22 protein-coding genes and 1 tRNA gene are annotated in these 22,328 nt (G+C 66.8%); 9 read left to right on the top strand and 14 right to left on the bottom strand.

Annotated features, from left to right (window positions below):
* Nucleotides 1–72: 72 nt before the first annotated feature.
* Nucleotides 73–2,370 (bottom strand): 5-methyltetrahydropteroyltriglutamate--homocysteine S-methyltransferase, encoded by a 2,298-nt coding sequence (metE, locus tag ACUTAG_RS24055; protein ID WP_148316527.1) that lies wholly within the window; start codon nucleotides 2,368–2,370, stop codon nucleotides 73–75.
* A gap of 195 nt (nucleotides 2,371–2,565) precedes the next feature.
* Here metE and ACUTAG_RS24050 point away from each other — a divergent pair, with 195 nt between their 5' ends.
* Entirely contained in the window at nucleotides 2,566–3,483 is a 918-nt protein-coding gene (locus ACUTAG_RS24050; protein WP_006388402.1) for a LysR family transcriptional regulator, read from the top strand.
* Nucleotides 3,484–3,529: 46 nt separating this feature from the next.
* Here the strand turns inward: ACUTAG_RS24050 and recX are convergent, their stop codons facing one another.
* Together recX and recA are read right to left on the bottom strand one after the other, a co-directional pair.
* Entirely contained in the window at nucleotides 3,530–4,270 is a 741-nt protein-coding gene (recX, locus tag ACUTAG_RS24045; protein ID WP_026383138.1) for a recombination regulator RecX, read from the bottom strand.
* 101 nt (nucleotides 4,271–4,371) lie between these two features.
* The gene (gene recA, locus ACUTAG_RS24040; protein ID WP_020924505.1) at nucleotides 4,372–5,436 is read right to left on the bottom strand and encodes a recombinase RecA; all 1,065 of its coding nucleotides are present in this window, start codon (nucleotides 5,434–5,436) and stop codon (nucleotides 4,372–4,374) included.
* Nucleotides 5,437–5,815: 379 nt separating this feature from the next.
* On the opposite strand from recA, the gene ACUTAG_RS24035 reads away from it, so the two are divergent.
* The 3 genes from ACUTAG_RS24035 to ACUTAG_RS24025 all read left to right on the top strand — a co-directional run bounded on the left by ACUTAG_RS24035 (nucleotide 5,816) and on the right by ACUTAG_RS24025 (nucleotide 9,985).
* Nucleotides 5,816–6,505, top strand: a complete 690-nt coding sequence (locus ACUTAG_RS24035; protein WP_006388398.1) for a response regulator transcription factor — start codon at nucleotides 5,816–5,818, stop codon at nucleotides 6,503–6,505.
* Nucleotides 6,506–6,620: 115 nt separating this feature from the next.
* Entirely contained in the window at nucleotides 6,621–7,997 is a 1,377-nt protein-coding gene (locus tag ACUTAG_RS24030; protein ID WP_026383137.1) for a sensor histidine kinase, read from the top strand.
* Between the two features lie 326 nt (nucleotides 7,998–8,323).
* Nucleotides 8,324–9,985: an MFS transporter gene (locus ACUTAG_RS24025; protein WP_035183535.1), complete on the top strand. Its 1,662-nt coding sequence runs from the start codon at nucleotides 8,324–8,326 to the stop codon at nucleotides 9,983–9,985.
* A gap of 429 nt (nucleotides 9,986–10,414) precedes the next feature.
* On the opposite strand, the gene ACUTAG_RS24020 is transcribed toward ACUTAG_RS24025, so the two are convergent.
* Entirely contained in the window at nucleotides 10,415–10,624 is a 210-nt protein-coding gene (locus tag ACUTAG_RS24020) for a hypothetical protein (protein WP_006388393.1), read from the bottom strand.
* 151 nt (nucleotides 10,625–10,775) lie between these two features.
* Here ACUTAG_RS24020 and ACUTAG_RS24015 point away from each other — a divergent pair, with 151 nt between their 5' ends.
* Nucleotides 10,776–11,675: a recombination-associated protein RdgC gene (locus tag ACUTAG_RS24015; RefSeq protein ID WP_148316525.1), complete on the top strand. Its 900-nt coding sequence runs from the start codon at nucleotides 10,776–10,778 to the stop codon at nucleotides 11,673–11,675.
* 401 nt (nucleotides 11,676–12,076) lie between these two features.
* On the opposite strand, the gene ACUTAG_RS24010 is transcribed toward ACUTAG_RS24015, so the two are convergent.
* From ACUTAG_RS24010 to ACUTAG_RS23990, 5 genes are all read right to left on the bottom strand, one after another.
* Nucleotides 12,077–13,489, bottom strand: coding sequence for a diguanylate cyclase (locus ACUTAG_RS24010; RefSeq protein WP_148316523.1), 1,413 nt, complete (start codon nucleotides 13,487–13,489; stop codon nucleotides 12,077–12,079).
* A gap of 130 nt (nucleotides 13,490–13,619) precedes the next feature.
* Nucleotides 13,620–14,912: an aspartate carbamoyltransferase gene (locus ACUTAG_RS24005; protein WP_006388390.1), complete on the bottom strand. Its 1,293-nt coding sequence runs from the start codon at nucleotides 14,910–14,912 to the stop codon at nucleotides 13,620–13,622.
* A gap of 100 nt (nucleotides 14,913–15,012) precedes the next feature.
* A complete protein-coding gene (locus tag ACUTAG_RS24000; protein ID WP_054445464.1) occupies nucleotides 15,013–15,426 on the bottom strand; it encodes a hypothetical protein in 414 nt (137 codons plus the stop codon).
* A gap of 2 nt (nucleotides 15,427–15,428) precedes the next feature.
* Entirely contained in the window at nucleotides 15,429–15,854 is a 426-nt protein-coding gene (locus tag ACUTAG_RS23995) for a BPTD_2524 family lipoprotein (protein WP_020924512.1), read from the bottom strand.
* A gap of 158 nt (nucleotides 15,855–16,012) precedes the next feature.
* Nucleotides 16,013–16,144: an entericidin A/B family lipoprotein gene (locus ACUTAG_RS23990; RefSeq protein WP_006388387.1), complete on the bottom strand. Its 132-nt coding sequence runs from the start codon at nucleotides 16,142–16,144 to the stop codon at nucleotides 16,013–16,015.
* A 168-nt stretch (nucleotides 16,145–16,312) separates the two neighbouring features.
* Here ACUTAG_RS23990 and ACUTAG_RS23985 point away from each other — a divergent pair, with 168 nt between their 5' ends.
* Together ACUTAG_RS23985 and ACUTAG_RS23980 are read left to right on the top strand one after the other, a co-directional pair.
* A complete protein-coding gene (locus ACUTAG_RS23985; protein WP_006388386.1) occupies nucleotides 16,313–16,672 on the top strand; it encodes a hypothetical protein in 360 nt (119 codons plus the stop codon).
* 63 nt (nucleotides 16,673–16,735) lie between these two features.
* Nucleotides 16,736–17,137: a hypothetical protein gene (locus tag ACUTAG_RS23980; protein ID WP_006388385.1), complete on the top strand. Its 402-nt coding sequence runs from the start codon at nucleotides 16,736–16,738 to the stop codon at nucleotides 17,135–17,137.
* Between the two features lie 6 nt (nucleotides 17,138–17,143).
* Here ACUTAG_RS23980 and ACUTAG_RS23975 read toward each other — a convergent pair whose 3' ends face one another.
* The 4 genes from ACUTAG_RS23975 to ACUTAG_RS23960 form a co-directional block, all read right to left on the bottom strand.
* Nucleotides 17,144–18,394: a TIGR03862 family flavoprotein gene (locus tag ACUTAG_RS23975; RefSeq protein WP_148316519.1), complete on the bottom strand. Its 1,251-nt coding sequence runs from the start codon at nucleotides 18,392–18,394 to the stop codon at nucleotides 17,144–17,146.
* 257 nt (nucleotides 18,395–18,651) lie between these two features.
* Complete coding sequence (locus tag ACUTAG_RS23970; protein WP_006388383.1) at nucleotides 18,652–18,996, bottom strand: hypothetical protein; 345 nt, start codon at nucleotides 18,994–18,996, stop codon at nucleotides 18,652–18,654.
* Between the two features lie 222 nt (nucleotides 18,997–19,218).
* Nucleotides 19,219–19,295 (bottom strand) — tRNA-Met (locus ACUTAG_RS23965).
* A gap of 20 nt (nucleotides 19,296–19,315) precedes the next feature.
* A complete protein-coding gene (locus ACUTAG_RS23960) occupies nucleotides 19,316–19,702 on the bottom strand; it encodes a hypothetical protein (protein ID WP_446650367.1) in 387 nt (128 codons plus the stop codon).
* 163 nt (nucleotides 19,703–19,865) lie between these two features.
* Between ACUTAG_RS23960 and ACUTAG_RS23955 the strand changes: the two genes are divergently transcribed.
* A complete protein-coding gene (locus ACUTAG_RS23955; RefSeq protein ID WP_054472021.1) occupies nucleotides 19,866–21,305 on the top strand; it encodes an aminotransferase-like domain-containing protein in 1,440 nt (479 codons plus the stop codon).
* Entirely contained in the window at nucleotides 21,302–21,871 is a 570-nt protein-coding gene (locus tag ACUTAG_RS23950) for a DedA family protein (RefSeq protein ID WP_006388380.1), read from the top strand. Before ACUTAG_RS23955 ends, ACUTAG_RS23950 begins: the two co-directional genes overlap by 4 nt.
* 35 nt (nucleotides 21,872–21,906) lie before the next feature.
* Here the strand turns inward: ACUTAG_RS23950 and ACUTAG_RS23945 are convergent, their stop codons facing one another.
* Entirely contained in the window at nucleotides 21,907–22,161 is a 255-nt protein-coding gene (locus ACUTAG_RS23945; protein WP_020924519.1) for a hypothetical protein, read from the bottom strand.
* Nucleotides 22,162–22,328 lie beyond the last annotated feature (167 nt).

Raw genomic sequence — 22,328 nt, 5'->3', positions numbered from 1 at the left:
GCATCAGGCGCGCAACACAGGGGCTCCGGGTTGCCGGCCCCGGCAAACTCACGGCGGGCCGGCAGCCGCCGGTCAGGCGGCTTCGCGCAGTGCGCGGGCGGCTTGCACCATGCCGATCAACGCCGCTTCGGTTTCCGGCCAGGCGCGGGTCTTCAGGCCGCAATCCGGATTGACCCACAACCGCTCCTTGGGCAGGCGGGCGGCGGCTTTCTGCATCAGGCCGACCATCCAGTCCACTTCCGGAACGTTGGGCGAGTGGATGTCGTAGACGCCCGGGCCGATGTCGTTCGGATAGCGGAAATCCTCGAACGCCTTGAGCAGTTCCATGTTGGAGCGCGACGTCTCAATCGTGATCACGTCCGCGTCCATGGCGGCGATCGACTCGATGATGTCGTTGAACTCCGAATAGCACATGTGCGTGTGGATCTGGGTCTCGTCGCGCACGCCGGCGGTCGACAGGCGGAAGCAATCCACGGCCCAGTCCAGGTACGCCTGCCAATCGGCGCGGCGCAGCGGCAGGCCCTCGCGGATGGCCGGCTCGTCGATCTGGATGACGCTGATGCCGGCCGCTTCCAGGTCCACCACCTCGTCGCGCAAGGCCAGCGCCAGTTGGCGGCAGGTCTGTTCGCGCGGCTGGTCGTCGCGCACGAACGACCACTGCAGGATGGTGACCGGACCCGTCAGCATGCCCTTGACCGGCTTGTCGGTCAGCGACTGGGCGTACGAGGACCAGCCCACCGTCATCGGCGCGGGGCGCGCCACGTCACCGAAGATGATCGGCGGCTTGACGCAACGCGAACCGTAGCTCTGCACCCAGCCGTTCCTGGTGAAGGCAAAGCCGGCCAGCAGCTCGCCGAAGTACTCCACCATGTCGTTGCGCTCGGGTTCGCCATGCACCAGCACGTCCAGGCCGACCTTCTCCTGGAATCGGATCACTTCCTCGATTTCCTTGCGGATGGCGCTCTCGTAGGCCGAATCCGTCAGCGCGCCCGCCTTCCAGTCGCGGCGCAACGCGCGGATCTCGGCGGTCTGCGGGAACGAACCGATGGTGGTGGTCGGGAACGCCGGCAGGCCGAGCTCTTCCTGCTGCCGGGCGATACGGCCGGCGAAAGGCGCGCGGTCACGCGATACCGCGGCCGAGGCGGCCATGCGTTGCGCCACGGCGGGGTTGTGGATGCGGGCGGACGAGCGACGCGCGGCCAGGGCGGCGCGCTGACGGGCCAGGCCGTCCTGCACGCTGGCCTCGGTGGCGCTGTCCAGCGCGCGGCCCAGCAAGCTCAACTCGTCCAGCTTCTGCGCGGCGAACGACAGCCAGCTCTTGAGCTCGGCGTCCAGTTCGGTTTCGTTGGCCAGGTCCACCGGCACGTGCAACAGCGAGCACGACGGCGCCAGCCATAGCCGCTCGCCCAGTTGCTGCTTGACGGGCGCCAGCGTCGCAATCGCGGCATCCAGATCGGTGCGCCAGATGTTGCGGCCGTTGATGACGCCGGCGGACAGCACCTTGTCGGCGCCCAGGCCGGCCAGCACGTCGGCCAGTTGCTCCGGAGCGCGCACCAGGTCCACGTGCAGGCCGGCTACCGGCAGCGCCAGCGCCGTGCCCAGGTTGTCCTTGAGGCCATCGAAGTAGGTGGCGACCAGCAGCTTGACCGGGCTGGCCGAGAACGTGGCGTAGACCTGCCTGAAGGCATCGCGCCAGGCTTGCGGCAGGTCCAGCACCAGGATGGGTTCATCGATCTGCACCCACTCCACGCCCAGCTTGGCGAAGCGGGCCAGCACTTCCTGGTACACCGGCAGCAGGTTGGCCAGCAATTGCAGCTTGGCCGCGTCGGCCGCGCCGCCGGCAAAGGCGTCGCCCTTGCCCAGGAACAGCCAGGTCAGCGGACCCGGGATCACCGGCTTGACGGCATGGCCCAGCGCCTGCGCTTCGCGGATCTGCTCGAACAGCGATTCACGCGCGATGCGGAACGCCTGGCCCGGCACCAGTTCCGGCACGATGTAGTGGTAGTTGGTGTCGAACCATTTGGTCATTTCGCAAGCGGCGGCGGGCTTGCCCGACGGGGCGCGACCGCGGCCCATGCGGAACAGCGTGTCCAGCGAAACCGGCTCGTTGTCCTTCTGGCCGAACCGCGCCGGCACGGCGCCCAACAGCGTGGTCCATTCCAGGATCTGGTCGTACCAGGCGAAATCGCCCACCGGCACGAATTTGACGCCGGCGGCGGCCTGCACCTGCCAGTGCCGGGCGCGCAGCTCGCGGCCGGTCTGCTCCAGCGTTTCGCCGGTCTGCTTACCCGCCCAATAGGCTTCGACCGCGCGCTTCAGTTCGCGCTGGGCACCAATGCGGGGGAACCCCAAATTATGAATCGTAGTCATGGCAGTCGCGTCTTAGGCAAATTTTGTTCAAGTGCCGATTATTCTGGACCCAAAGCAAAATGAATCAAAATCAATGTCTACATTCATAAGATGAAAAAATCTCATAGAATATAAGTTCATGCCCGCCCCTGGTCGGGAGTTCCCGCCGTGTTGCCCCCCCGGCGACGGCGCCATCCTCACCGCTACCGCCGCCCCATGCTGGAAATCCGCCACCTCGAAACGTTGACCGCCATCCGCGAAGGCGGCAGCCTGCAGGAAGCCGCCGAGCGCCTGCACCTGACCCAGTCGGCCTTGTCGCATCAGTTGCGCGACCTCGAAACCCGGCTGGGCACGCCGCTGCTGAACCGCCGCACCCGGCCGGCCCGCCTGACCACGGCGGGCCTGCGCGTGCTGGCGCTGGCCGACGAAGTGCTGCCGCGCATGCGCGCCACCGAACGGGAATTGCAGCGGCTGGCCGCGGGCCGCACCGGCCGCCTGCACCTGGCCATCGATTGCCATTCCTGCTTCCAGTGGTTGATGCCGGCGCTCGACGCCTTCCGCGCGCAATGGCCCGACGTGGCGCTGGACCTGTCGGCGGCCTTCTCGTTCGCCCCCCTGCCCGCGCTGGTGCGCGGCGACCTCGACCTGGTGATCACGTCCGACCCGCAGCCGCTGGACGCGGTCGAGTACCTGCCCCTGTTCAAGTACGAACTGGTGCTGGCCGTGTCCGAATCGAATCCGCTGGCCGGCAGCAAGTTCGTCATGCCCGACCAACTGGCCGACCAGACGCTGATCACCTATCCGGTGGACAAGCAGCGCCTGGACATCTTCACGGCCTTCCTGGATCCCGCCGACGTCGAACCGGCCGCCATCCGCAAGGCGGAACTGACGCCCATCATCGCGCAACTGGTGGCCAGCAACCGCGGCGTGGCCGCCCTGCCCAACTGGGCGCTGACCGAATACATGAACCAGGGTTGGCTGCGACAGTGCCGGCTGGGGCCCCAGGGCGTGTGGCGCACCTTGTACGCGACGGTGCGCAGCGAGGACACCGACGCCTCGTACATCGACGAATTCCTGACATTGACGCGCGACGTCTGCTTCAAGACGCTGAGCGGCATCAAGTCGGCGAAATAGGAAAAGGCAACGACGGGCCGGCAATGGCCCTCGCCGCGCGGCCCGCTCAGTCGTCGTCGCCCGCGCCCAGGATGCGACGGATGACGTCATGCGCGAAGCCGCGGCTGGCCAGGAAGCGGGCCTGCTTGGCATAGGCGGCGCGATCCCCGGGCTTGGCGCCGAAGCGTTTCTGCCAGACCTCGAGCGCGCGCTCGTATTCGGTGGCGCGCAATTGCTCGCGCAGCTCGGATACCTGGGCGTCATCCACGCCGTGCTGGCGCAATTCCTGCACGATGCGGGCCGCCCCCTGGCGCGAGGCGCGGCGGTGCACCAGGCTTTGCGCAAAACGCTCGGTCGACAGCCAGCCTTCCTTTTCCAGCGCGTCCAACACGCGCTCGACCTCATCGGGGTCTTCGGCATGGGGCGCGAGTTTTCGCGCCAGCTCATCGCGGGCATGCTCGCGCCGCGACAGATAACCCACCGCCCGCATTTTCAGCGACGGCCCCTTGGGGCGCGGGCGCGACTTGTCTTCGGATGCCTGCGCCCCCTCGTCCGTGCCATCGCCATCATCACCGCCCTTGCCACGCCGGCCGCGCCCGCCGGCCGCGCGCCGTTCGGAGCTGCGCTGCCACTGCGACGCCGGCGCGCCGGCGCCCTCTGGTTCCTGGCCGGACGCCCCGGTGGATTCGGCGGCCCGCCGCAGGTCCGACGTGCGGCGCAGCCCTTCGGGCTTGGCCACGGTCTCGAATTCATCGTCCAGCCTGGCGCGCAGGCGATCAGCGGACGTGACGGGCGGTTTCCAGCTCATGCGCTTCCTCTATGTGCCAGCGGCAGGCCTCCCGGGACGGGAGCCTGCCGCTGGCGGCCGGGCTGGCGGGCCCGGCGCTATCCGGTGAAGGGGCGACGCGATTACTCTTCGCTGTCGTCTTCGGCGGTGGGCACGAATTCCGCGGCGCGGCTGACGATGCCCTGGTTCTCGCGGACCCGGTTTTCGATCTCGATCGCCAGTTCCTTGTGTTCCTTCAGGTATTCACGGACGTTGTCCTTGCCCTGGCCGATGCGGTTGCCGTTGTAGCTGTACCACGCGCCCGACTTGTCCACCACGTTGGCGGCCACGCCCAGGTCGATGATTTCGCCTTCGCGCGAGATGCCGGCGCCGTACATGATGTCGAACTCGGCCTGCTTGAACGGGGGCGCGACCTTGTTCTTGACCACCTTGACGCGGGTTTCGTTGCCGACGACCTCGTCGCCCTTCTTGATCGAGCCGATGCGGCGGATGTCCAGGCGCACCGAGGCGTAGAACTTGAGCGCGTTTCCGCCCGTGGTGGTTTCGGGGTTGCCGAACATCACGCCGATCTTCATGCGGATCTGGTTGATGAAGATGACCATGCAGTTGGTCTTCTTGATGGTGGCGGTCAGCTTGCGCAGCGCCTGGCTCATCAGGCGGGCCTGCAGGCCGGGCAGCGAATCGCCCATTTCGCCTTCGATTTCGGCCTTGGGCACCAGGGCGGCGACCGAGTCGACCACGATCAGGTCGACCGAACCCGAGCGCACCAGCGCGTCGGTGATTTCCAGGGCCTGCTCGCCCGTGTCCGGCTGCGAGATCAGCAGGTCGGCCAGGTTGACGCCCAGCTTCGAGGCGTACTGCACGTCCAGCGCGTGTTCGGCGTCGACGAAGGCGCAGGTGCCGCCCAGCTTCTGCATTTCGGCCACGACCTGCAGGGTCAGCGTGGTCTTGCCCGAGGATTCCGGACCGTAGATTTCCACCACGCGGCCACGCGGCAGGCCGCCGACGCCCAGCGCGATGTCCAGCCCCAGCGAGCCGGTCGACACCACCTGGATGTCATGCGAGACCTCGTTGTCGCCGTAGCGCATGATCGAGCCCTTGCCGAACTGCTTTTCGATCTGCGAGAGCGCGGCGGCCAGCGCCTTGGCTTTTTCCGAAGCGGCGGCCTTGGTGGTTTTGTCGTCCATGTAGTGTCCTGTCAGGTCTGGGTCTGTAACGTATCGGGGCGCGGCACGGGTGTCGGTCAGCGCGCGGGTTGTCGCAAGGGGTGATCGGGCCGTTGCTGACAGCTGTTGCCAGAAAACTGGCGGTGAAAGCTGTGGCGCTGAAGCGGTGATCGGTAAAGCGATAGCGCAGATTATGGCATCGGATTGTACTGTACAAAAAACCAGTGCGCCACAGTTTTCCACGTATTCCCTGAGTGGGCAAGCCCGGTGCCGTATGACAGAATCAGGGAAAAAACTGGCGCTATGTCCCCATTGCGCTCCCGGCACGCCGCCCCGGCATCCCACCGAGGGCGGCACGCGTGCGCCGCTCACCCGGCGCCCTTCTTCTTTTCGACTGCCCATGCGCATCCTGATCGCGGAAGACGACAGCATCCTGGCCGACGGCCTGTCACGCTCGTTGCGCCACAACGGTTACGCGGTCGACGCCGTCCGCGACGGCCTGGCGGCCGATTCGGCGCTGGCGGCCCAGGCCTTCGACCTGCTGATCCTCGACCTCGGCCTGCCGCAACTGGCCGGCCTGGAGGTCCTGCGCCGGCTGCGCGCCCGCAATTCCGCCCTGCCTGTCCTGATCCTGACCGCCGCCGACAGCATCGAGCAGCGCGTCAAGGGGCTGGACCTGGGCGCCGACGACTACATGGCCAAGCCCTTCGCCCTGTCGGAACTGGAAGCGCGCGTGCGCGCTCTGACCCGCCGCGGCGCGGGCGGCGGCGCCACGTTGCTCAAGCATGGCCGACTGGTGTTCGACCAGACCGGGCGCGTGGCCACGGTCGACGACCAGACGCTGGACCTGTCCGCGCGCGAGGTCAGCCTGCTGGAAATCCTGCTGACCCGCAGCGGCCGCATGGTCAGCAAAACCCAGCTGGTGGACCACCTGTGCGAATGGGGTGAGGAAGTCAGCACCAATGCCATCGAAGTCTACGTGCACCGCCTGCGCAAGAAGCTCGAGCCCAGCGGCGTGAAGATCGTGACGGTGCGCGGCCTGGGCTATTGCCTCGAACGGGACCAGGGTGCGGCCTACCTCGCCAGCTGAACCGCCACAGCCGGAGGCGCTCAACCAGGAAGCGCTGGATGTGATGCAGGCCGGGGCCCGCGGCCCCAGTTTCGCGCCACCGCAGCGCTCGCTGCTGGGCGAGATCCTCGACTGGATGCTGGCGCCGCTGTTCCTCTTGTGGCCCATGAGCGTCGCCATCACCTACGTGGTGGCGCAGAACATCGCCAACGTGCCCTACGACCGCGCGCTGGCCAACAACCTGCACGTGCTGACGCGCCAGGTCCATGCCCAGGATGGCCGCGCGGTGCTGCGCATGACCGACCCGGCGCGCGAGGTGCTGCGCGCCGATGAAACCGACAGCGTGTTCTGGCTGGCCCTGGGAAGCCGCGGCGAATACCTGGGCGGCGACCGCGCCCTGCCGCTGCCGGCCTCGGTCGGCCAGCCGCGACCCGGCGAAGTCCAGTACGAGGACGACACCCTGCGCGGCTTCGGCGTACGCCTGGCCTTCACCTGGGTCGACCTGAACCTGCCCAATACCCAGCCGGCGCTCTTGATCGTGGCCGAGACGGTGGAAAAGCGCACCCAGCTGGCCAACGACATCATCAAGGGCGTGATCATTCCGCAGTTCGTGGTGCTGCCGATCGCGGTGTTGCTGGTGTGGTTCGGCCTGTCGCGCGGCGTCGCGCCGCTGAACGCGCTGCAGCAGCGGCTGCGGGCGCGCCGGCCGGACGACCTGTCGCCCATCGACGAACGCGCCGCGCCCTCCGAGATCGCGCCGCTGGTGGCGGCCATGAACGACCTGCTCGACCGCCTGTCCGCCAACGTGCAGGCGCAGCGCCGCTTCGTCGCCGACGCCGCGCACCAGTTGAAGACGCCGCTGGCCGGCCTGCGCACCCAGGCCGAGCTGGCCCTGCGCGACGCCAGTCCCGAGGAAATGCAGGCCAGCCTGCGCCAGCTGGTGACCGGCTCCGAACGCGCCACCCGCCTGGTGAACCAATTGCTGCTGCTGGCGCGGGCCGAAAACCCCAGCGCCATCGGGCTGGCCGCCACCGACCTGAACGCCATCGCCTATGAGCAGGCCATGCACTGGGTGCCGCAGGCGCTGTCGCTCGGCACCGACCTGGGCTTCGAGGGTTCGGAGACCCCGGTCGAGATCAACGGCAACCCGCTGCTGCTGGCCGAGCTGCTCAACAACCTGGTCGACAACGCGCTGCGCTACACGCCGCGCGGCGGCCACATCACGGTGCGCGTGCAAGCCCTCGATGGGCAGGCCGTGCTGGAAGTCGAGGACTCTGGCCCCGGCATCGCGCTCGAAGAGCGCGAACGCGTGTTCGACCGCTTCTACCGCGTGCTGGGCACCCTGTCCGACGGCAGCGGACTGGGCCTGGCCATCGTCCGGGAAATCGCCCAGAAGCACCAGGCGACCGTCCTCATCAGCGACCATCCGACCCCGCACTCCGAGCTGCCCGGCACTCGCATCCGGGTGGTGTTTCCGCTCTACGCCGAACCGGTCGAGGACCTCGGCGACTAGGGCTGCCGTGGCGTGCGGGCGCCATGCAAGGCTCCCCCCTTGCGCACAGGCGCACGCCCCATCTTGCCGACCCATTCTTCGCATGGCAGGTTCGCGCCCGGGCGAGGCAAGGTTCCCCACTATGTCCCTAGGACTATCCCTAGCCCCCCAGGGAAAAGTTACCTTTTATTTCAATTTTAAGATTCAGGTAAGGGTCTCGTCAGAACCCCGTCAGCCTGGCGTTCCAACCTTGCGGTAGCTCGATGTCGGCCCCGCCGGCGGAGGGTCAAGCACGGCGGAAAACCGCCGGCCAGAAAAATCGAGGAGACATCATGAGCACAACTACCATGGCAGGTCGCGGTCCATCCGCGAATCCGCGCCCGATGACCAAGGATGAACGCCGCGTCATCTTTGCCTCGTCGCTGGGCACGGTGTTCGAGTGGTATGACTTTTATCTTTACGGTTCGCTGGCCGCCATCATCGCCCAGCACTTCTTCTCCGGCGTGAACCCCACGGCCGGCTTCATCTTCGCGCTGCTGGCCTTCGCCGCCGGTTTCGCGGTGCGCCCTTTCGGCGCGCTGGTGTTCGGCCGCCTGGGCGACCTGGTCGGACGTAAATACACCTTCCTGGTCACCATCGTGATCATGGGCCTGTCCACCTTCCTGGTGGGCGTGCTGCCCAGCTACGCCAGTATCGGCCTGGCCGCGCCCGCCATCCTGATCGTCCTGCGCCTGCTGCAAGGCCTGGCGCTGGGCGGCGAGTACGGCGGCGCCGCGACCTACGTCGCCGAGCACGCGCCGCACGGCCGCCGCGGCTTCTACACGTCGTGGATCCAGACTACCGCCACGCTCGGCCTGTTCCTGTCGCTGCTGGTGATCCTGGGCATCCGCACCTTCATGGGCGAGGACGACTTCAAGGCCTGGGGCTGGCGCATTCCGTTCCTGATCTCGGTCGTGCTGCTGGGCATCTCGGTGTGGATCCGCCTGCAATTGAACGAGTCGCCGACCTTCCAGCGCATGAAGGATGAAGGCAAGGGCTCGAAGGCTCCCATCGCCGAATCGTTCGGCCAGTGGAAGAACCTGAAGGTCGTGCTGCTGGCGCTGCTGGGCCTGACCGCCGGCCAGGCCGTGGTCTGGTACACCGGCCAGTTCTACGCGCTGTTCTTCCTGACGCAGACGCTGAAGGTCGACGCCAACACCGCCAACATCATGATCGCGATCGCGCTGCTGATCGGCACGCCGTTCTTCGTGATCTTCGGCGCGCTGTCGGACAAGATCGGCCGCAAGCCCATCATCATGGCGGGCTGCCTGATCGCCGCCGCAACCTACTTCCCGATCTTCCAGGGCCTGACGCACTTCGCCAACCCCGCGCTCGAAAAGGCGCAGGCCAGCGCGCCGGTCACGGTCATCGCCGACCCGTCCACCTGCTCATTCCAGTTCAACCCGGTGGGCACTGCTTCGTTCACCAGCTCCTGCGACGTGGTCAAGTCGTTCATGGCGCGCAACTCGGTGAACTACAAGAACGAGGCGGCCCCGGCCGGCTCGGTGGCCAAGGTCAAGATCGGCAGCGACGAATTCGCCTCGTTCGACGGCAAGGGCATGGCCCCGGCCGACTTCAAGGCCAAGGCCGCCGAGCTGGACAAGGCCCTGACCACCGCGATCCGCAGCCACGGCTACCCGGCCAAGGCCGATCCGGCGCAGAGCAACAACGTCATGGTCGTCGTACTGCTGACCATCCTGGTGATTTACGTGACCATGGTGTACGGCCCGATCGCGGCCATGCTGGTGGAAATGTTCCCGACCCGCATCCGCTACACCTCGATGAGCCTGCCGTACCACATCGGCAACGGCTGGTTCGGCGGCTTCCTGCCCCCGGTCGCCTTCGCCGTGGTGGCCGCCACCGGCAACATCTACGACGGCCTGTGGTACCCGATCATCATCGCGGTCATGACCCTGGTCATCGGCACGCTCTTCGTGCGCGAGTCCAAGGACAACGACATCAACGCTTAACGACCATCCCCCGCCGGGCGGGACTGCTGCGCCTGCCCGGCCTTTCAAAAGCTCCCCTGGGAGCTTTTTTTTTGCGCCGCAATCCTCGCCGGCCGTCCAGCCTGGCAACGACCGGGGCTGGATGGACCGCGGACACGCGATGCGCAATCCTGATTCAGGACGCTGTCAGACCCCCGCCGTTAGACTGGCGCCTCAGATTACGGCCTTGCGCCTCATCGCCCGGCGATTGATCCCCCTGCCAGGCGGTTGCAGGGCTAGTGTTCTGACACCGATACCGCGTTCCCCGCGAGCCTTTTATGACGCGGTATTGTGTGCTCCCGTACCGGCCCGGCCTTTATTGAGCCGGGCCGCTTTTTTTTGCGGTGGCTGACGCCGGCGCAAAAAAAAGGCGGCCGCGATGGCCGCCTCCGGTTTTCCGGGGGATGCGCCTCAACGGCGCATGCCGACCCCGATGACCAGCACGCCGGCCACGATCGCGGCAATACCGGCCCACATCGGAATTGGCACGGACTTCTCGGTCTCGGCCGTGGCCTTGACCGAGCCGACCTGCAGCACGGTTTCCTCGGACTTGTAGCTGAAGCCCTTGTAGGCCAGGGCGGCAATGCCCAGCACGATCAGGATGGCGCCGACGATCTTCATGCTTCTTCTCCTATTGCACGGGGATGTCGCGGACATTACCGCAAGGCCGTCCCCCTGTCAGTGACAGAACGTGTCGCCTGGCCCCATCGTATTGCGCCGCTACGGCAAAGCGGTCCGCGTCGTATAGAATCAACCCTTTTGGCCGACGCTCATGTGGTTCAAGAATCTCAAGATTTACCGTCTCTCCTCGCCGTGGACGCTGACCGGCGAGCAGCTTGAAGAAACGCTTGCGCGGCATGCCTACCAGGCCGGCAACAACCTCGAAATGCAAAGCCTGGGCTGGGTCCCGCCGCGCGAAAACGGCGGGCTGGCCCACGTCGTGGGCGGGCAGATCCTGCTGAATCTGCGCGCCGAGAAAAAGCTGCTGCCCAGCACCGTCGTCAACCAGGTCGCCAAGGCGCGCGCCCAGGAAATCGAAGAGCAGCAAGGCTACAAGCCGGGCCGCAAGCAGATGAAGGAAATCAAGGAGCGCGTCACTGACGAACTGCTGCCGCGCGCCTTCAGCGTGTACCGCGACACCCGCGTGTGGATCGACCCGCAGAACCACTGGCTGGTGATCGACGCCGCCGCCTCGGCCAAGGCCGATGAAGTCATCGGCCTTTTGGCCAAGTGCGTGGACCCGTTCCCGCTCGAAAACCTGTACGTGGCGCAGTCGCCCGCCTCCGCGATGACCGGTTGGCTGGCGGAAGACGAAGCGCCGAGCAACTTCAGCATCGACCAGGACACCGAGCTGCGTTCGTCCGGTGAAAGCGGCGCGGCCATCCGCTACGTCAAGCACTCCATCGACGCCGACGACGTGCGCCGCCACATCCAGTCGGGCAAGCAGTGCACGCGCCTGGCCATGACCTGGGCCGACCGCATTTCGTTCGTGCTGACCGAGGGCCTGGACGTCAAGCGCGTCGCGCCGCTGGACGTGCTCAAGGAAGGCAACGACACCGTCGCCGCCAACGACGACGAGAAGTTCGACTCCGACATGATACTCATGACCGGCGAACTGGCCAAGATGCTGGCCGAGCTGGTCGAGGCTCTCGGCGGCGAAAAGAAGATCTGAACGCAGCCCGCCTCGCCGACACAGGCCGCCTTCGCAAGAGGCGGCCTTTTTTCATCGCCGAGCCGCCTCAAGATGAAAACGCCCCCTCGGGGGGCAGCAAGCCGAAGGCGCAGCGTGGGGGCTTCTTTCATCGCCGAGCCGCCTCAAGATGAAAACGCCCCCTCGGGGGGCAGCAAGCCGAAGGCGCAGCGTGGGGGCTTCTTTCATCGCCGAGCCGCCTCAAGATGAAAACGCCCCCTTGGGGGGCAGCAAGCCGAAGGCGCGGCGTGGGGGCTTCCTTCATCGCCGAGCCGCCTCAAGATGAAAACGCCCCCTTGGGGGGCAGCAAGCCGAAGGCGCGGCGTGGGGGCTTCCTTCATCGCCGAGCCGCCTCAAGATGAAAACGCCCCCTCGGGGGGCAGCTAGCCGGCGACGCTGCGGTCGCGCCCCGCCTGCTTGGCCTGGTACAAGGCCTTGTCGGCCCGATCGATCAGGTAGGCGTAGTCCGGATGGCCATCGAAGGTCGCCACGCCGATGCTGGCGGTGATCCGCAGACTGCCCGCTTCCGGAATGGCGAAGGCGTGCCGGCGGATTTCCGCGCCCAGTTTCTCGGCCGCGGCCAGCGCCGCCTCGCGCGCCGTGTCCACCAGCACCACCAGGAATTCCTCGCCGCCATAGCGGAACACGAAATCGCTGGAGCGACAGGACTGATGCACGACTTCGGCGAATTGCCGCAGCACCTGGTCGCCGCCAGCGTGGCCATGACTGTCATTGATGGCCTTGAAGTGATCAATGTCCAGCAGCAATACCGAGAAGGTCGAATGCTCGCGCGTGGCGATCAGGATCTCGCGGCCGATCACCGACGGCAGGAAGCGGCGGTTGAGCACATTGGTGAGGGGATCGCTGCCGCTTTCGATCTCGGCCACCATGTCGAACAGGCCGTTGAGCAGATGCTTGATGCGCTCCACCAGTTCCTGCAGTTCGCGCACCTGGTCCGGCAGCGACTCGGGGCCGCCCTGCAGCAGGCGTGGCAGCACCACGTCGTCGAGCCGCGCCACTGCCTCGATGATCTGTCCCAGCGCGGGCGCGCTCTCGAACAGCACCCCGCCCTTGTGTTGCAGCCACAGGCCGAACTCGGAAGCGGCCAGCCGCGGCAGCACCTGCTCGGGGGCGCGATAGTGCAGGCCGATCAGCACCGCCTGGCTCCATTCGAGCAACGCGGCCCGCTGGCGCTCGCGCTCGGTCGATATGTTCTGTCCCAACGCGAACAAGCGATAGGCCTCGTCGTTGCGGGCGCCGCGGTTGATGTCGCGCATGAACGCGCGGCTCATCTGCTCGATCGCCAGGTCGAACAGGTTGCAGACGTACTGGGTCGCGATCGACGCAGCCATGCCATCCAGGTCGCTGGCGCGCAGTCGCTGGGCGATCTCATTTTTCAGAATGCGGGCGCCGGCCATCACCAGATGGATCGGGATATGCACGCGCGCATGGACTTCGCCCACTTTTTTCTGGGTCGCCATCAACACCGCAATGTCGCCCTGCTCGCGCACGCACAGCAGGCCCCTGAGCCAGCCCTTCATGCCTTTGTGCAGGCGCGTGGAAACGATCTCGTGGGACAGGCGCGGCCCGGCCTCGGCATCGGCCAGCAGGGTGGAATAAAAGGCGTCGACCAGTTCGTTGGCGCTGTCGGACACCACCGCGGCAACCTGGCCGCGGGTATAGGCATCGACCGAGGAATAGACCGCCTGCCAGGCCTGGGCATTGGAAGCGCTGAGGTAGCACGCCTGCCCGGCGGGATCAGGGGAAGACGGGACTGCGCGACTGCTCGAAGACATAAGACCATCCGACCGAAGATTCCACGGCGTGCCCTGGAGCGGCACGCGACGGGAAAAACCAGCGCGGATTATGCTTGAAATCGCCGGCGGCGGCCGTCATGACCACACCGCCGCGCGGCCCGCGGACGCCTTATTCCAGGCCGTGGAACACCGAGTCGTCCGGACCGATGTGCGACGGGTGCTGCCAGGTCACATCGCGCAGCGAGTGCTGCACCAGCCCTTCCACGCCCAGCAGCACCGCGAAGATGGCCATGCGGATGGGAATACCGTTGTCGGTCTGGCGGAAGATCGCCAGGCGCGGATCGTGGTTCAGGTCCACGCTCAGGTCGTTGGCGCCCGGCCGGCTGTCGCGCGGCAGCGGGTGCATGACGATGGTGTCCGGACCACAATAGGCGTCGATGATGGCGCGGTTGATCTGGAAGTCGGGCGTATAGCCTTCGTTCTCTTCGTTGGCGAAGCGCTCCTTCTGCACGCGCGTGGCGTAGATCACGTCCGCGCCGGCAAGGCCTTCGGCCAACGAACTCTTCTGCTCGATGATGTTGCCGTTGCGGCTGGCCTGCTCGACGATGTAGGACGGCATTTCCAGTCCCTTGGGCGACACCAGCGAAAACTTGACGTTCTTGTAGAGCGCCATCAGCTTGATCAGCGAATGCACCGTGCGCCCGTATTTCAGGTCGCCCACCATGGCGATGTGCGCGCCGTCGAGCAGCTTGCCCAGGCGCGAGAACTCGGTCAGGATCGTGTACAGGTCCAGCAGGGCCTGGCTGGGATGCTCGCCCGGGCCGTCGCCGCCGTTGACCACCGGGATGTTGGTGGCGCGCGCGAATTCCGCGACCGAACCCTGGTCGGGGTGGCGGATCACCATCGCATCGACGTAGCCGCTCATGACGCGGCTGGTGTCGTAGATGGATTCGCCCTTCGCCATCGACGAAAACGTGAAGCCCGTGGTGTCGCACACCGAGCCGCCCAGGCGGCAGAAGGCCGAGCCGAAGCTGACGCGGGTGCGCGTGCTGGCCTCGAAGAACAGGTTGCCCAGCACTGCGCCTTCCAGCACGCGCGAGACCTTCTGGCGGCGCGCGATGGGTTGCATCATGTCGGCCACTCGGAACAGGTCTTCCACCGATTCCCGGGTGAACTGGTCCACCGACAGCAGTTGATGCTTGCCTTCCACCGCGATGCGTTCACGCAGCGGCCCTTCTTGTACGCTTTGCGTATATTTTTCGAGCAGCACGCCGTTCTGCACGATTTCGCTGACGAAGCGCTGCACCACTTCAGGCATGGCGCGGAATTCCTGCGATCCTTCCGGCAGCAGCCACGTATCCAGGGCCCGGCGCTTGACGCCGATCCGGGTGGCGAACACATCGCGCGTGAGGTTCAGGCGGCGCATCGCGTCGCGCAGGAAGGCTTGCTGGGAAATGGTCATGGCAGGTCCCGGAGAATGGGGTTATATACGCACTGCGCATATTATGCCCAACGCATGCGCAAGTCCAACATTTTTGCGCACACGGGTTTACCCTGAAAATTCAAAGCGTGGCGTAAGTCGTCATTTGCGAGGCGGCATCGGTGGCGCCCTGCCCGGCGGCCAGCCAGCAGGCGGCGCAAAATGCCAGGGCGCTGGCCACGTAGCAGAGCATGGCCAGCATCTGCGCCGGCAGGTGGCCGCGGCCCAGGCGACCGGTGTAGCCCTGGCGCAACAGACTGACCTGCGCCAGGTAGGCGAACAACACGCCCAGGCAGGCCACCAGCAGGCCCGCCAGCAGGAAGAACAGCGGCAATTGCAGATCGGGCGCGGCGATGTCGCCGCCCACCATGCCGAGCACGAATGCCACCAGGCCCAGCGCGGCGCCGCCGTTCAACCAGCCCAGCAGGCGAAAAGCGCCCGTCAGCAGCGCGAACGGCAAGCCGGCGGCGCGGATCTGCTGGGCGCGCGGGTCCATGCCTAGTCGCCCTTGCGGCACACGGGGGTGGCGCTCTGGATCGATGCGCGGGCGGCGGCGATCTCGGCCGCGTCCCAGCGGCCCTCGCCCAGCACCGTCACGGTGACCTTGGCCTTGGCCGGCCCGTCGGACTCGGCGGACACCAGCTCCAGGATCTTGGCGGTTTCACCCACTTTGTAGACCTGCACCTCGTCGGGGGCGCCCTTCTCGCCGATGACGTGCTTCCACGCATAGGCGACGTTGTAGGGATGCTGCACGTTGACGTGGCAGGTGCGCACGTATTCGCCCGCGCGGCGGAAGGCAGCCTGGTAATTGGTATCCACGCTGAAGGTTTCCTTCAGCGTGGTTTCGGACTCGTAGACGCCCGTGCTGGCGCAACCACCCAACAAGGCCATCAACGTGACGCCCACCCACACAGACTTGCGCATGATTCTTCCTGCCATCGGATTCGGATTCCGCGATTATGCCAGCGCACGCAAAAAGGCCACGCCCGAAATGCCGCAACATTCCTGCGTGGCCCTGGCCGCGCCGCGAAGCGCGAAACCCATGCCGGCCGAGACTGGCTTGCCCGGCTCGCCTGCCCGGATTACTTGGTCGCGGCGCCCTCGATTTTCTCGCCACCGCGCTGGATGTCCTTGCCGGCCCCTGCCACGGTATTGCACCCCGCCGACATGGCGGCAATCGAAAGCAGCATCACGAGAATGACTTTGTTCTTCATGGGCATCTCCTATCGAGGCGTGAAAACCGAAGCCAGCATACCGCAAAGACCGCCGTTTTGCGCGCTGTGTCGCTGGCGTCTCTCGCCGGCCTGGCCAACCGCGCGGTCACATGGCCCGGCCTTGCGCGGCCTGTCGCGTATTTGCCGGCAATCGATTAGGATTCTCCAATGACCACGAAACACCTATCGGAAAACACGGGCGGCGGGCCCCAGGCATGGGGCTGGGAACAGCCGCAATGCCGCGGCCAGGCCGCATTGGCGCTCTTCATCGACGATCTGCACCGCATCCTGCAGGCGCACGCCGCCGGCCAACTGGCGGCCAGCAGCACCCTGGCGGATGCCCAGGAACAAGTCGACCAATTGCTGGTCCGATACAACGACATCGCCGCGGCGCCCGAGATTTTCCTGGGGCAGTCGGTGCAGCTCAAGGAAGGCGTCGACCGCAGCGGCGTCTCGCATACGGTACCCATTTTTTCGTCGCGCCTGAAACAGTCGCTGGTCGCGATGCTTGGCCAAGCACCCGGCTGACCCCGCCCCGGCGCGCCTGTGGGCGACCGGCCAGAACAGCTCCAACAAGAGGGAGACCGCAGCATGAATACCGACAACGTCGTAGAGTTCCTCCGCCTGCTGTCGCTGGATGTCTCGTTGGGCGCGGCCGCGCAACATGCCGCGAGCCAGGCGGACGCGCCCCTGGCGTTGGCCCGCCTGGCCACCGCCCACGGCCTGCCCTGCAGCGCCTCCGACTGGTCAGTATTCGCCCGCAGCTGTCTGGATGCCCCCGACAGCACGGAAACCGATGGTTTTTCCGGGGACGCCAGGATCTGGCAATTGGTGCAGGATCCCGGCCAGGGCACCAGCATGCCGGCCAGCGCCATCACCCGGGTCATCGGCATCGTCACGCAACCCGAGGGCCCGGCGGTGGTCGGCCACGTGGTCAACGACCTGGCGCCGCGCCCGGCGCAGAGCGCCGCGCCCTATCCCAACGGCTCCTGAAGTCGCTCAGCGGCTCGCCAGGAACCGCGCCACGCCCTCGGCGGCGATCACGCCGCTGGCCATGCACGCGGTCAGCAGGTAGCCGCCTGTCGGGGCTTCCCAATCCAGCATCTCGCCCGCGCAGAACACGCCCGGCGCCTGGCGCAACATCAGGCCGGGCGCCAACGCGTCGAAGCACACGCCCCCCGCCGTGCTGATGGCCTCGTCGATCGGACGGGTCCGCTGCAATACCAATGGCAAGGCCTTGATCAATCGGCCCAGGCGCGCCGGGTCGCGATAATCGTCGGCGCCCGCGCATTCGCGCAGCAACCCCGCCTTGACTCCCGTCAGCCCCAGCCTGCTCTGCAAGTGGCTCGACATCGAACGCGCGCCACGCGGATGCATGATCGCGGCCAGTACCTTTTCGTCGCTCCAGTCCGGCGCCAGATCGAGCAGCGCCACGGCCTGGCCGGCCGCTTCGATCCGATCGCGCAAAAGCGCCGACAACGCATACACCAAGCTGCCCTCGATGCCGCTCTCGGTCACCACGAATTCGCCCTGGCGGGCCGGCCCGGGTCCGGCGTCGCCGACACAGCGCAGCGTGACCGACTTGACCGGCTGGCCGGCATGGCGCTGGCGGAAATGCGAGGACCACGCCACCTCGAAGCCGCAATTGGCCGCCCGCAAGGGCGCCATGGCAATGCCGTGCGCCGCCAGTCCCGGCAGCCACGCGCCATCGGAGCCCAGTTTGGCCCAGCTTCCGCCGCCCAGCGCCAGCACCACGGCGTCCGCCGCCTGAGTGCGAACGCCGTCGGGCGTATCAAAGCGCAGGCTGGCCGCGTCGGGCCGCTCGGCCGGCGGCCAGCCCAACCAACGGTGACGCATGTGGAAGCGCACGCCGCTCGCTCGCAAGCGCGCCAGCCAGGCCCGCAACAAGGGCGCGGCCTTCATTTCCGCGGGGAAGACCCGCCCCGACGACCCCACGAAGGTCTCGATGCCGAGCTGTCGCGCCCAGGCGCGCAGGCCATCGCCATCCAGCGCGCGCAGCCAGGGTTCGATCTGCGCGGCGCGCGCGCCGTAGCGCGCCAGGAACGGCGCCGCGGCTTCACTGTGGGTGAGGTTCAACCCGCCACGGCCGGCCATCAGGAATTTGCGGCCCACCGATGGCATCGCGTCGTATACATCGACCTGGATGCCGCGCGCGGCCAGGCCTTCGGCGGCCATCAGGCCAGCCGGCCCGCCGCCGATGACGGCCACACGCCAGGAGGACGCGCTCATGGCGCTGGCGCCTTCGCGCCGCCACGGAACGGATGCGGGTTGCAATGCATGAGGAGGAATCCGGAATTACCGAGGCGGCACACGCCGCCGGGGCTGCGATTGTCGCACGCGTCACGGCGCCTGCCGCCGGAATGAAAAAAGCCCCGTATGGGGCATTTTTTCATCGCCGCGGCCAAGCCCTTGATATTGCTGCCATATCGAGACATGCACAGCGTCTATCCCAAGGCTTGTCCACAATCGCTGTGGGTAACTCCAGCCTAGGCGTTGCCGGCCGCCTGCATCGGGCCCGACCAGGGTTCGGCATCGAGTTGGAAACGCAGCTCCTGGTATTCGCCGTCGACGGCCACGGCGCGCAACAGCCCCGCCCCCAAGGCCTGGCCCAGGGCCCGGCGGCAGAGGGTTTCGGGATCGTCGGGCAAGGACTGGAACACCCCATCGGGAATGCGCAATCGCAGAAGCGCCTGCGGATCGCCGCGTTCGGCAGGCCGGCCGATATGGATGTGGGCCGGATAGCCGTGCGGGCACCAGATGCCCACATGGTACTTGCCTTCGGCGCCGGTATCGGCGACATAGCCGGGATGATCGTATTTTGCCGTGCCCATGGACCCTCCTCGTATGCGGCGGACTCGCGCGCTTGAGCCATGGTAGCGCAGCGCCCGCCGGCTGTGCGGTCCGTGGACCCAGGGAAACTCCCGACTGGAACGATGGCTTGATGCAAGGCAAGCGAAGGGCGAAAAAAAACCGCGACGCGTGTCACGGTTTTTTCACAGCGCTGGCAAAGGCTTGGAACCTTGCCGCCAATGGCGCCGGGTACTGCTGGAAACTGGTTGCGGGGGCAGGATTTGAACCTACGACCTTCGGGTTATGAGCCCGACGAGCTGCCAGACTGCTCCACCCCGCGTCTGATGTGTGAATCATACATCATTTTGAAATCTTGTGCATTGCACCCAGGCGCGCTGGCGCGCAATTGCCCCGTACCAGGTGCAAAAGCCGGGCCAGGACCGCCACGGCACGGGCCGCCATGCCCGGCGGATTCAGGCAGATCACCTGGGCCGATGTCACCGCGCTCAATGCCAGCCAGCCCCCTTCCGCCAGGCAATAGGTCTCGCCGGCATTCAACCTTGGCGGCGGCGCCAAACGCCCGCCGGGCGGCAAATCCGGCCTGGACGACGGCTCTATCGCGATCAGGCGGCCGCTGACGCAGACGACGGCGGCCCCGGCACGCAGGCGTACCTGCCGGCTGGCGCCGGCCGGCAGGTCGAAGCGTAGGGATTGCGGCTCGGGGGCGGAAAAAAGGGCCATGGTCATCTCCAATCTGACCCTCACAGGCTACGCGCGCCCTGCTTTGCGCAACAGCCACACAATCCGGCTTTCTGTACCGATGCAGTCTTCCGATTTTAGCCCTGTTATGGTGTACTTTGCGTGAATCTGTGCCTACCCTCAACCCAACCTAGGGGAGCATGATCGGCGCATGGACCCGCAACCGCTATATCTCCGCCTGGCGAACCACTACCGGCGCGCCATTCAGACCGGGGTCCTGGCCCCCGACCAGCGCATGCCTTCCGTGCGCACCCTGGTGCGCACCCACCACGTCAGCCTGTCGACCGCTTTGCAGGCCTGCCGGCTGCTGGAAGACGACGGCCTGATCGAGGCCCGGCCACGGTCCGGCTATTTCGTCCTCAAGCCACGCCGCAACAGCATTCCACCGGTCAACGAACCCGACATCCGCCAGGCGCTGGGCGCCGCCCAGTACGTCGGCATCCACGACCGCGTGTCGGACTTCGTCGCCAAATGCGAGGCCCATCCCGTCAGCGCCAATTTCGCGCTGGCCGCGGCGGTGCCGGACGCCTATCCCATGGAAGACCTGAAGCAGGCCATGATCCGCGCGCTGCGGCAGGCGCCGCAGGTGCTGGTCAGCCCGGTGCCGCCGCAGGGCCACCCGGAACTGCGCACCGTGCTGGCGCGGCGCGCCCTGGCCAACGGTATCAATGCCACCCCCGACGACGTCATCGTCACGCACGGCTGCATCGAAGCGCTGAACCTGGCGTTGCGCGCCGTGGCGCGCCCGGGCGATACCATCGCCGTCGAATCGCCGACCTACTTCGGCCTGCTGCAGATTCTCGAAAGCCTGGGCATGCGCGCGCTGGAAATTCCCACCAGCCCGCAGCACGGACTGTCGATCGAAGCGCTGGACCTGGCCTTCCAGACCCACGGCAACATCCGCGCGGTGGTGGTGGTGCCCAATTTCCAGAATCCGCTCGGCTGCGTCATGCCGGATGCCGAGAAGGCGCGGCTGGTGGCCTTGTGCGAACGCCAACAAGTGCCGTTGATCGAAGACGACACCTATGGCGCGCTGACCGACGACGACACCCCGCTGCCCGCCGCCAAGTCCTGGGACCCCACCGGCAACGTCATCTATTGCGCGTCGATGCACAAGACCCTGGCGCCCGGCATGCGATTGGGCTGGCTGCTGGGCGGCCGCTGGAAGGCCCGCATCGCGATGCTGAAATTCGCGCAAAGCCGGCCCAACGAGCCGCTGGCGCAGATGGCGGTCGCCGAGTACCTGGGCTCGCGCGCCTACGACCGGCACCTGACGCGGCTGCGCCGGCTCCTGAAGACGCAGCGCGACCAGACCGCCGAAGTCATCGCCGCGCACTTCCCGCGCGGCACCCGCCTCAGCATGCCTACCGGCGGCATGCTGCTGTGGGTCGAAATGCCGGACGGCCGCTCCGGGCTGGAAGTGTTCGAAGCCGCCCTGCAGCAGGGCATCCGCGTGGCACCCGGTGCCATGTTTTCCAACAGCGCGCGCTATAACCATTTCCTGCGCATCAGTTGTGGCCAGCGCCACACCCCCGAAATCGCGCGGGCGCTGGTGACCCTGGCGCGAATCGTGGGCGCGCGCCAGCCATGAATCCGCAGTTGCACCAGTTCATCGTCGACTATGGCCTGTGGGCGGTCTTCGGCGGCACCCTGCTCGAAGGGGAAAGCGTGGTGGTGCTGGCGGGTTTCCTGTCGCACCAGCGGCTGCTGCACCTGCCCTACGTGATGCTGTGCGCATTCGCGGGCTCGTTCCTGGCCGACCAGGCGCTGTTCTACCTTGGCAGGCGCTATCGCGAACATCGCTACGTGCGGCGCATCCGCGCGCAACCGGCCTTCGGCAAGGCCCTGGCCGCGGTCGACCGCTATCCGCACGGCTTCATCCTGGCGCTGCGCTTTCTCTACGGCCTGCGCACCGTGGGACCGGTGGCGCTAGGGGTTTCGCAGGTTCCGCCCATGCGCTTTCTCGCGCTCAACGCCCTTGCCGCCGCCATCTGGGCGCTGTGCTTCAGCCTGGTGGGCTATCTGTTCGGGCAGACCATCGAGTCCCTGCTCGGCCGCTTGCACGGCGTGGAAACCAAGCTGGCGGTGGCCGCCGTGATCGGCGCGGCAACCTGGCTGGTGTATTGGTGGTATGCGCGCCGCCGTCGGCGGCGCTAGGGCCCTATGCGTGGCGGCGCCAGGCGGATGCCGTTTCAGAAAACCAGCTTGCCGCTGGCGCGCATCACGTGGCGGCGGCGCGCCTTGCGATACAACGCGCCGATGAAGGGCAACAGGGCCAGCCGCCGCAGGACCGGATGGCGCTGGTCGAAGTCGTGCCAGGCCTTGAAGCCATGGCCCAGGCGCTCCCAGCTCTGGCGCGCCTCGGGAGAGAGTTTGCCGGGGTCGAAGGCCGCCAGCTTTGCCGCTTCCGAACCCCGGGCCGCCAGGCCACGGTTCCGGTGTTCCAATGGATACTGATTCCGCATGGGGCGGCATATTACCCGGCTTGCGTGACCCTTGCCGGCCTGCGTCAGGCGCCGTTCGTGGGCGACTCTGGCGCCGCCTTTGATCGCACTTTGCAAGCCGTTGTAAACAAAGGAAAAAGGCATCCTATGCCAGCGCTATCCCAAGGCTT

It is taken from the genome of Achromobacter sp. CSND-B12, from assembly GCF_052906545.1.
Note: the sequence above shows the minus strand (reverse complement) of the source record. Positions and strands in the feature narration are given on the sequence as shown.

What these genes read in the sequence shown, in the direction of transcription:
- ACUTAG_RS23980 (WP_006388385.1), top strand. Translation starts at nt 16,736, where the DNA reads ATGAATACCGACAACGTCGTAGAGTTCCTCCGCCTGCTGTCGCTGGAT.
- ACUTAG_RS24005 (WP_006388390.1), bottom strand. Translation starts at nt 14,912, where the DNA reads ATGACCATTTCCCAGCAAGCCTTCCTGCGCGACGCGATGCGCCGCCTG.
- metE (WP_148316527.1), bottom strand. Translation starts at nt 2,370, where the DNA reads ATGACTACGATTCATAATTTGGGGTTCCCCCGCATTGGTGCCCAGCGC.
- ACUTAG_RS24050 (WP_006388402.1), top strand. Translation starts at nt 2,566, where the DNA reads ATGCTGGAAATCCGCCACCTCGAAACGTTGACCGCCATCCGCGAAGGC.
- ACUTAG_RS23955 (WP_054472021.1), top strand. Translation starts at nt 19,866, where the DNA reads ATGGACCCGCAACCGCTATATCTCCGCCTGGCGAACCACTACCGGCGC.
- recA (WP_020924505.1), bottom strand. Translation starts at nt 5,436, where the DNA reads ATGGACGACAAAACCACCAAGGCCGCCGCTTCGGAAAAAGCCAAGGCG.
- ACUTAG_RS24000 (WP_054445464.1), bottom strand. Translation starts at nt 15,426, where the DNA reads ATGGACCCGCGCGCCCAGCAGATCCGCGCCGCCGGCTTGCCGTTCGCG.
- ACUTAG_RS24020 (WP_006388393.1), bottom strand. Translation starts at nt 10,624, where the DNA reads ATGAAGATCGTCGGCGCCATCCTGATCGTGCTGGGCATTGCCGCCCTG.
- ACUTAG_RS23990 (WP_006388387.1), bottom strand. Translation starts at nt 16,144, where the DNA reads ATGAAGAACAAAGTCATTCTCGTGATGCTGCTTTCGATTGCCGCCATG.
- ACUTAG_RS23950 (WP_006388380.1), top strand. Translation starts at nt 21,302, where the DNA reads ATGAATCCGCAGTTGCACCAGTTCATCGTCGACTATGGCCTGTGGGCG.
- ACUTAG_RS23960 (WP_446650367.1), bottom strand. Translation starts at nt 19,702, where the DNA reads ATGACCATGGCCCTTTTTTCCGCCCCCGAGCCGCAATCCCTACGCTTC.
- ACUTAG_RS24025 (WP_035183535.1), top strand. Translation starts at nt 8,324, where the DNA reads ATGGCAGGTCGCGGTCCATCCGCGAATCCGCGCCCGATGACCAAGGAT.
- ACUTAG_RS24035 (WP_006388398.1), top strand. Translation starts at nt 5,816, where the DNA reads ATGCGCATCCTGATCGCGGAAGACGACAGCATCCTGGCCGACGGCCTG.
- ACUTAG_RS23985 (WP_006388386.1), top strand. Translation starts at nt 16,313, where the DNA reads ATGACCACGAAACACCTATCGGAAAACACGGGCGGCGGGCCCCAGGCA.
- ACUTAG_RS24030 (WP_026383137.1), top strand. Translation starts at nt 6,621, where the DNA reads ATGCTGGCGCCGCTGTTCCTCTTGTGGCCCATGAGCGTCGCCATCACC.
- ACUTAG_RS24010 (WP_148316523.1), bottom strand. Translation starts at nt 13,489, where the DNA reads ATGTCTTCGAGCAGTCGCGCAGTCCCGTCTTCCCCTGATCCCGCCGGG.
- ACUTAG_RS23970 (WP_006388383.1), bottom strand. Translation starts at nt 18,996, where the DNA reads ATGGGCACGGCAAAATACGATCATCCCGGCTATGTCGCCGATACCGGC.
- ACUTAG_RS24015 (WP_148316525.1), top strand. Translation starts at nt 10,776, where the DNA reads ATGTGGTTCAAGAATCTCAAGATTTACCGTCTCTCCTCGCCGTGGACG.
- ACUTAG_RS23975 (WP_148316519.1), bottom strand. Translation starts at nt 18,394, where the DNA reads ATGAGCGCGTCCTCCTGGCGTGTGGCCGTCATCGGCGGCGGGCCGGCT.
- recX (WP_026383138.1), bottom strand. Translation starts at nt 4,270, where the DNA reads ATGAGCTGGAAACCGCCCGTCACGTCCGCTGATCGCCTGCGCGCCAGG.
- ACUTAG_RS23995 (WP_020924512.1), bottom strand. Translation starts at nt 15,854, where the DNA reads ATGCGCAAGTCTGTGTGGGTGGGCGTCACGTTGATGGCCTTGTTGGGT.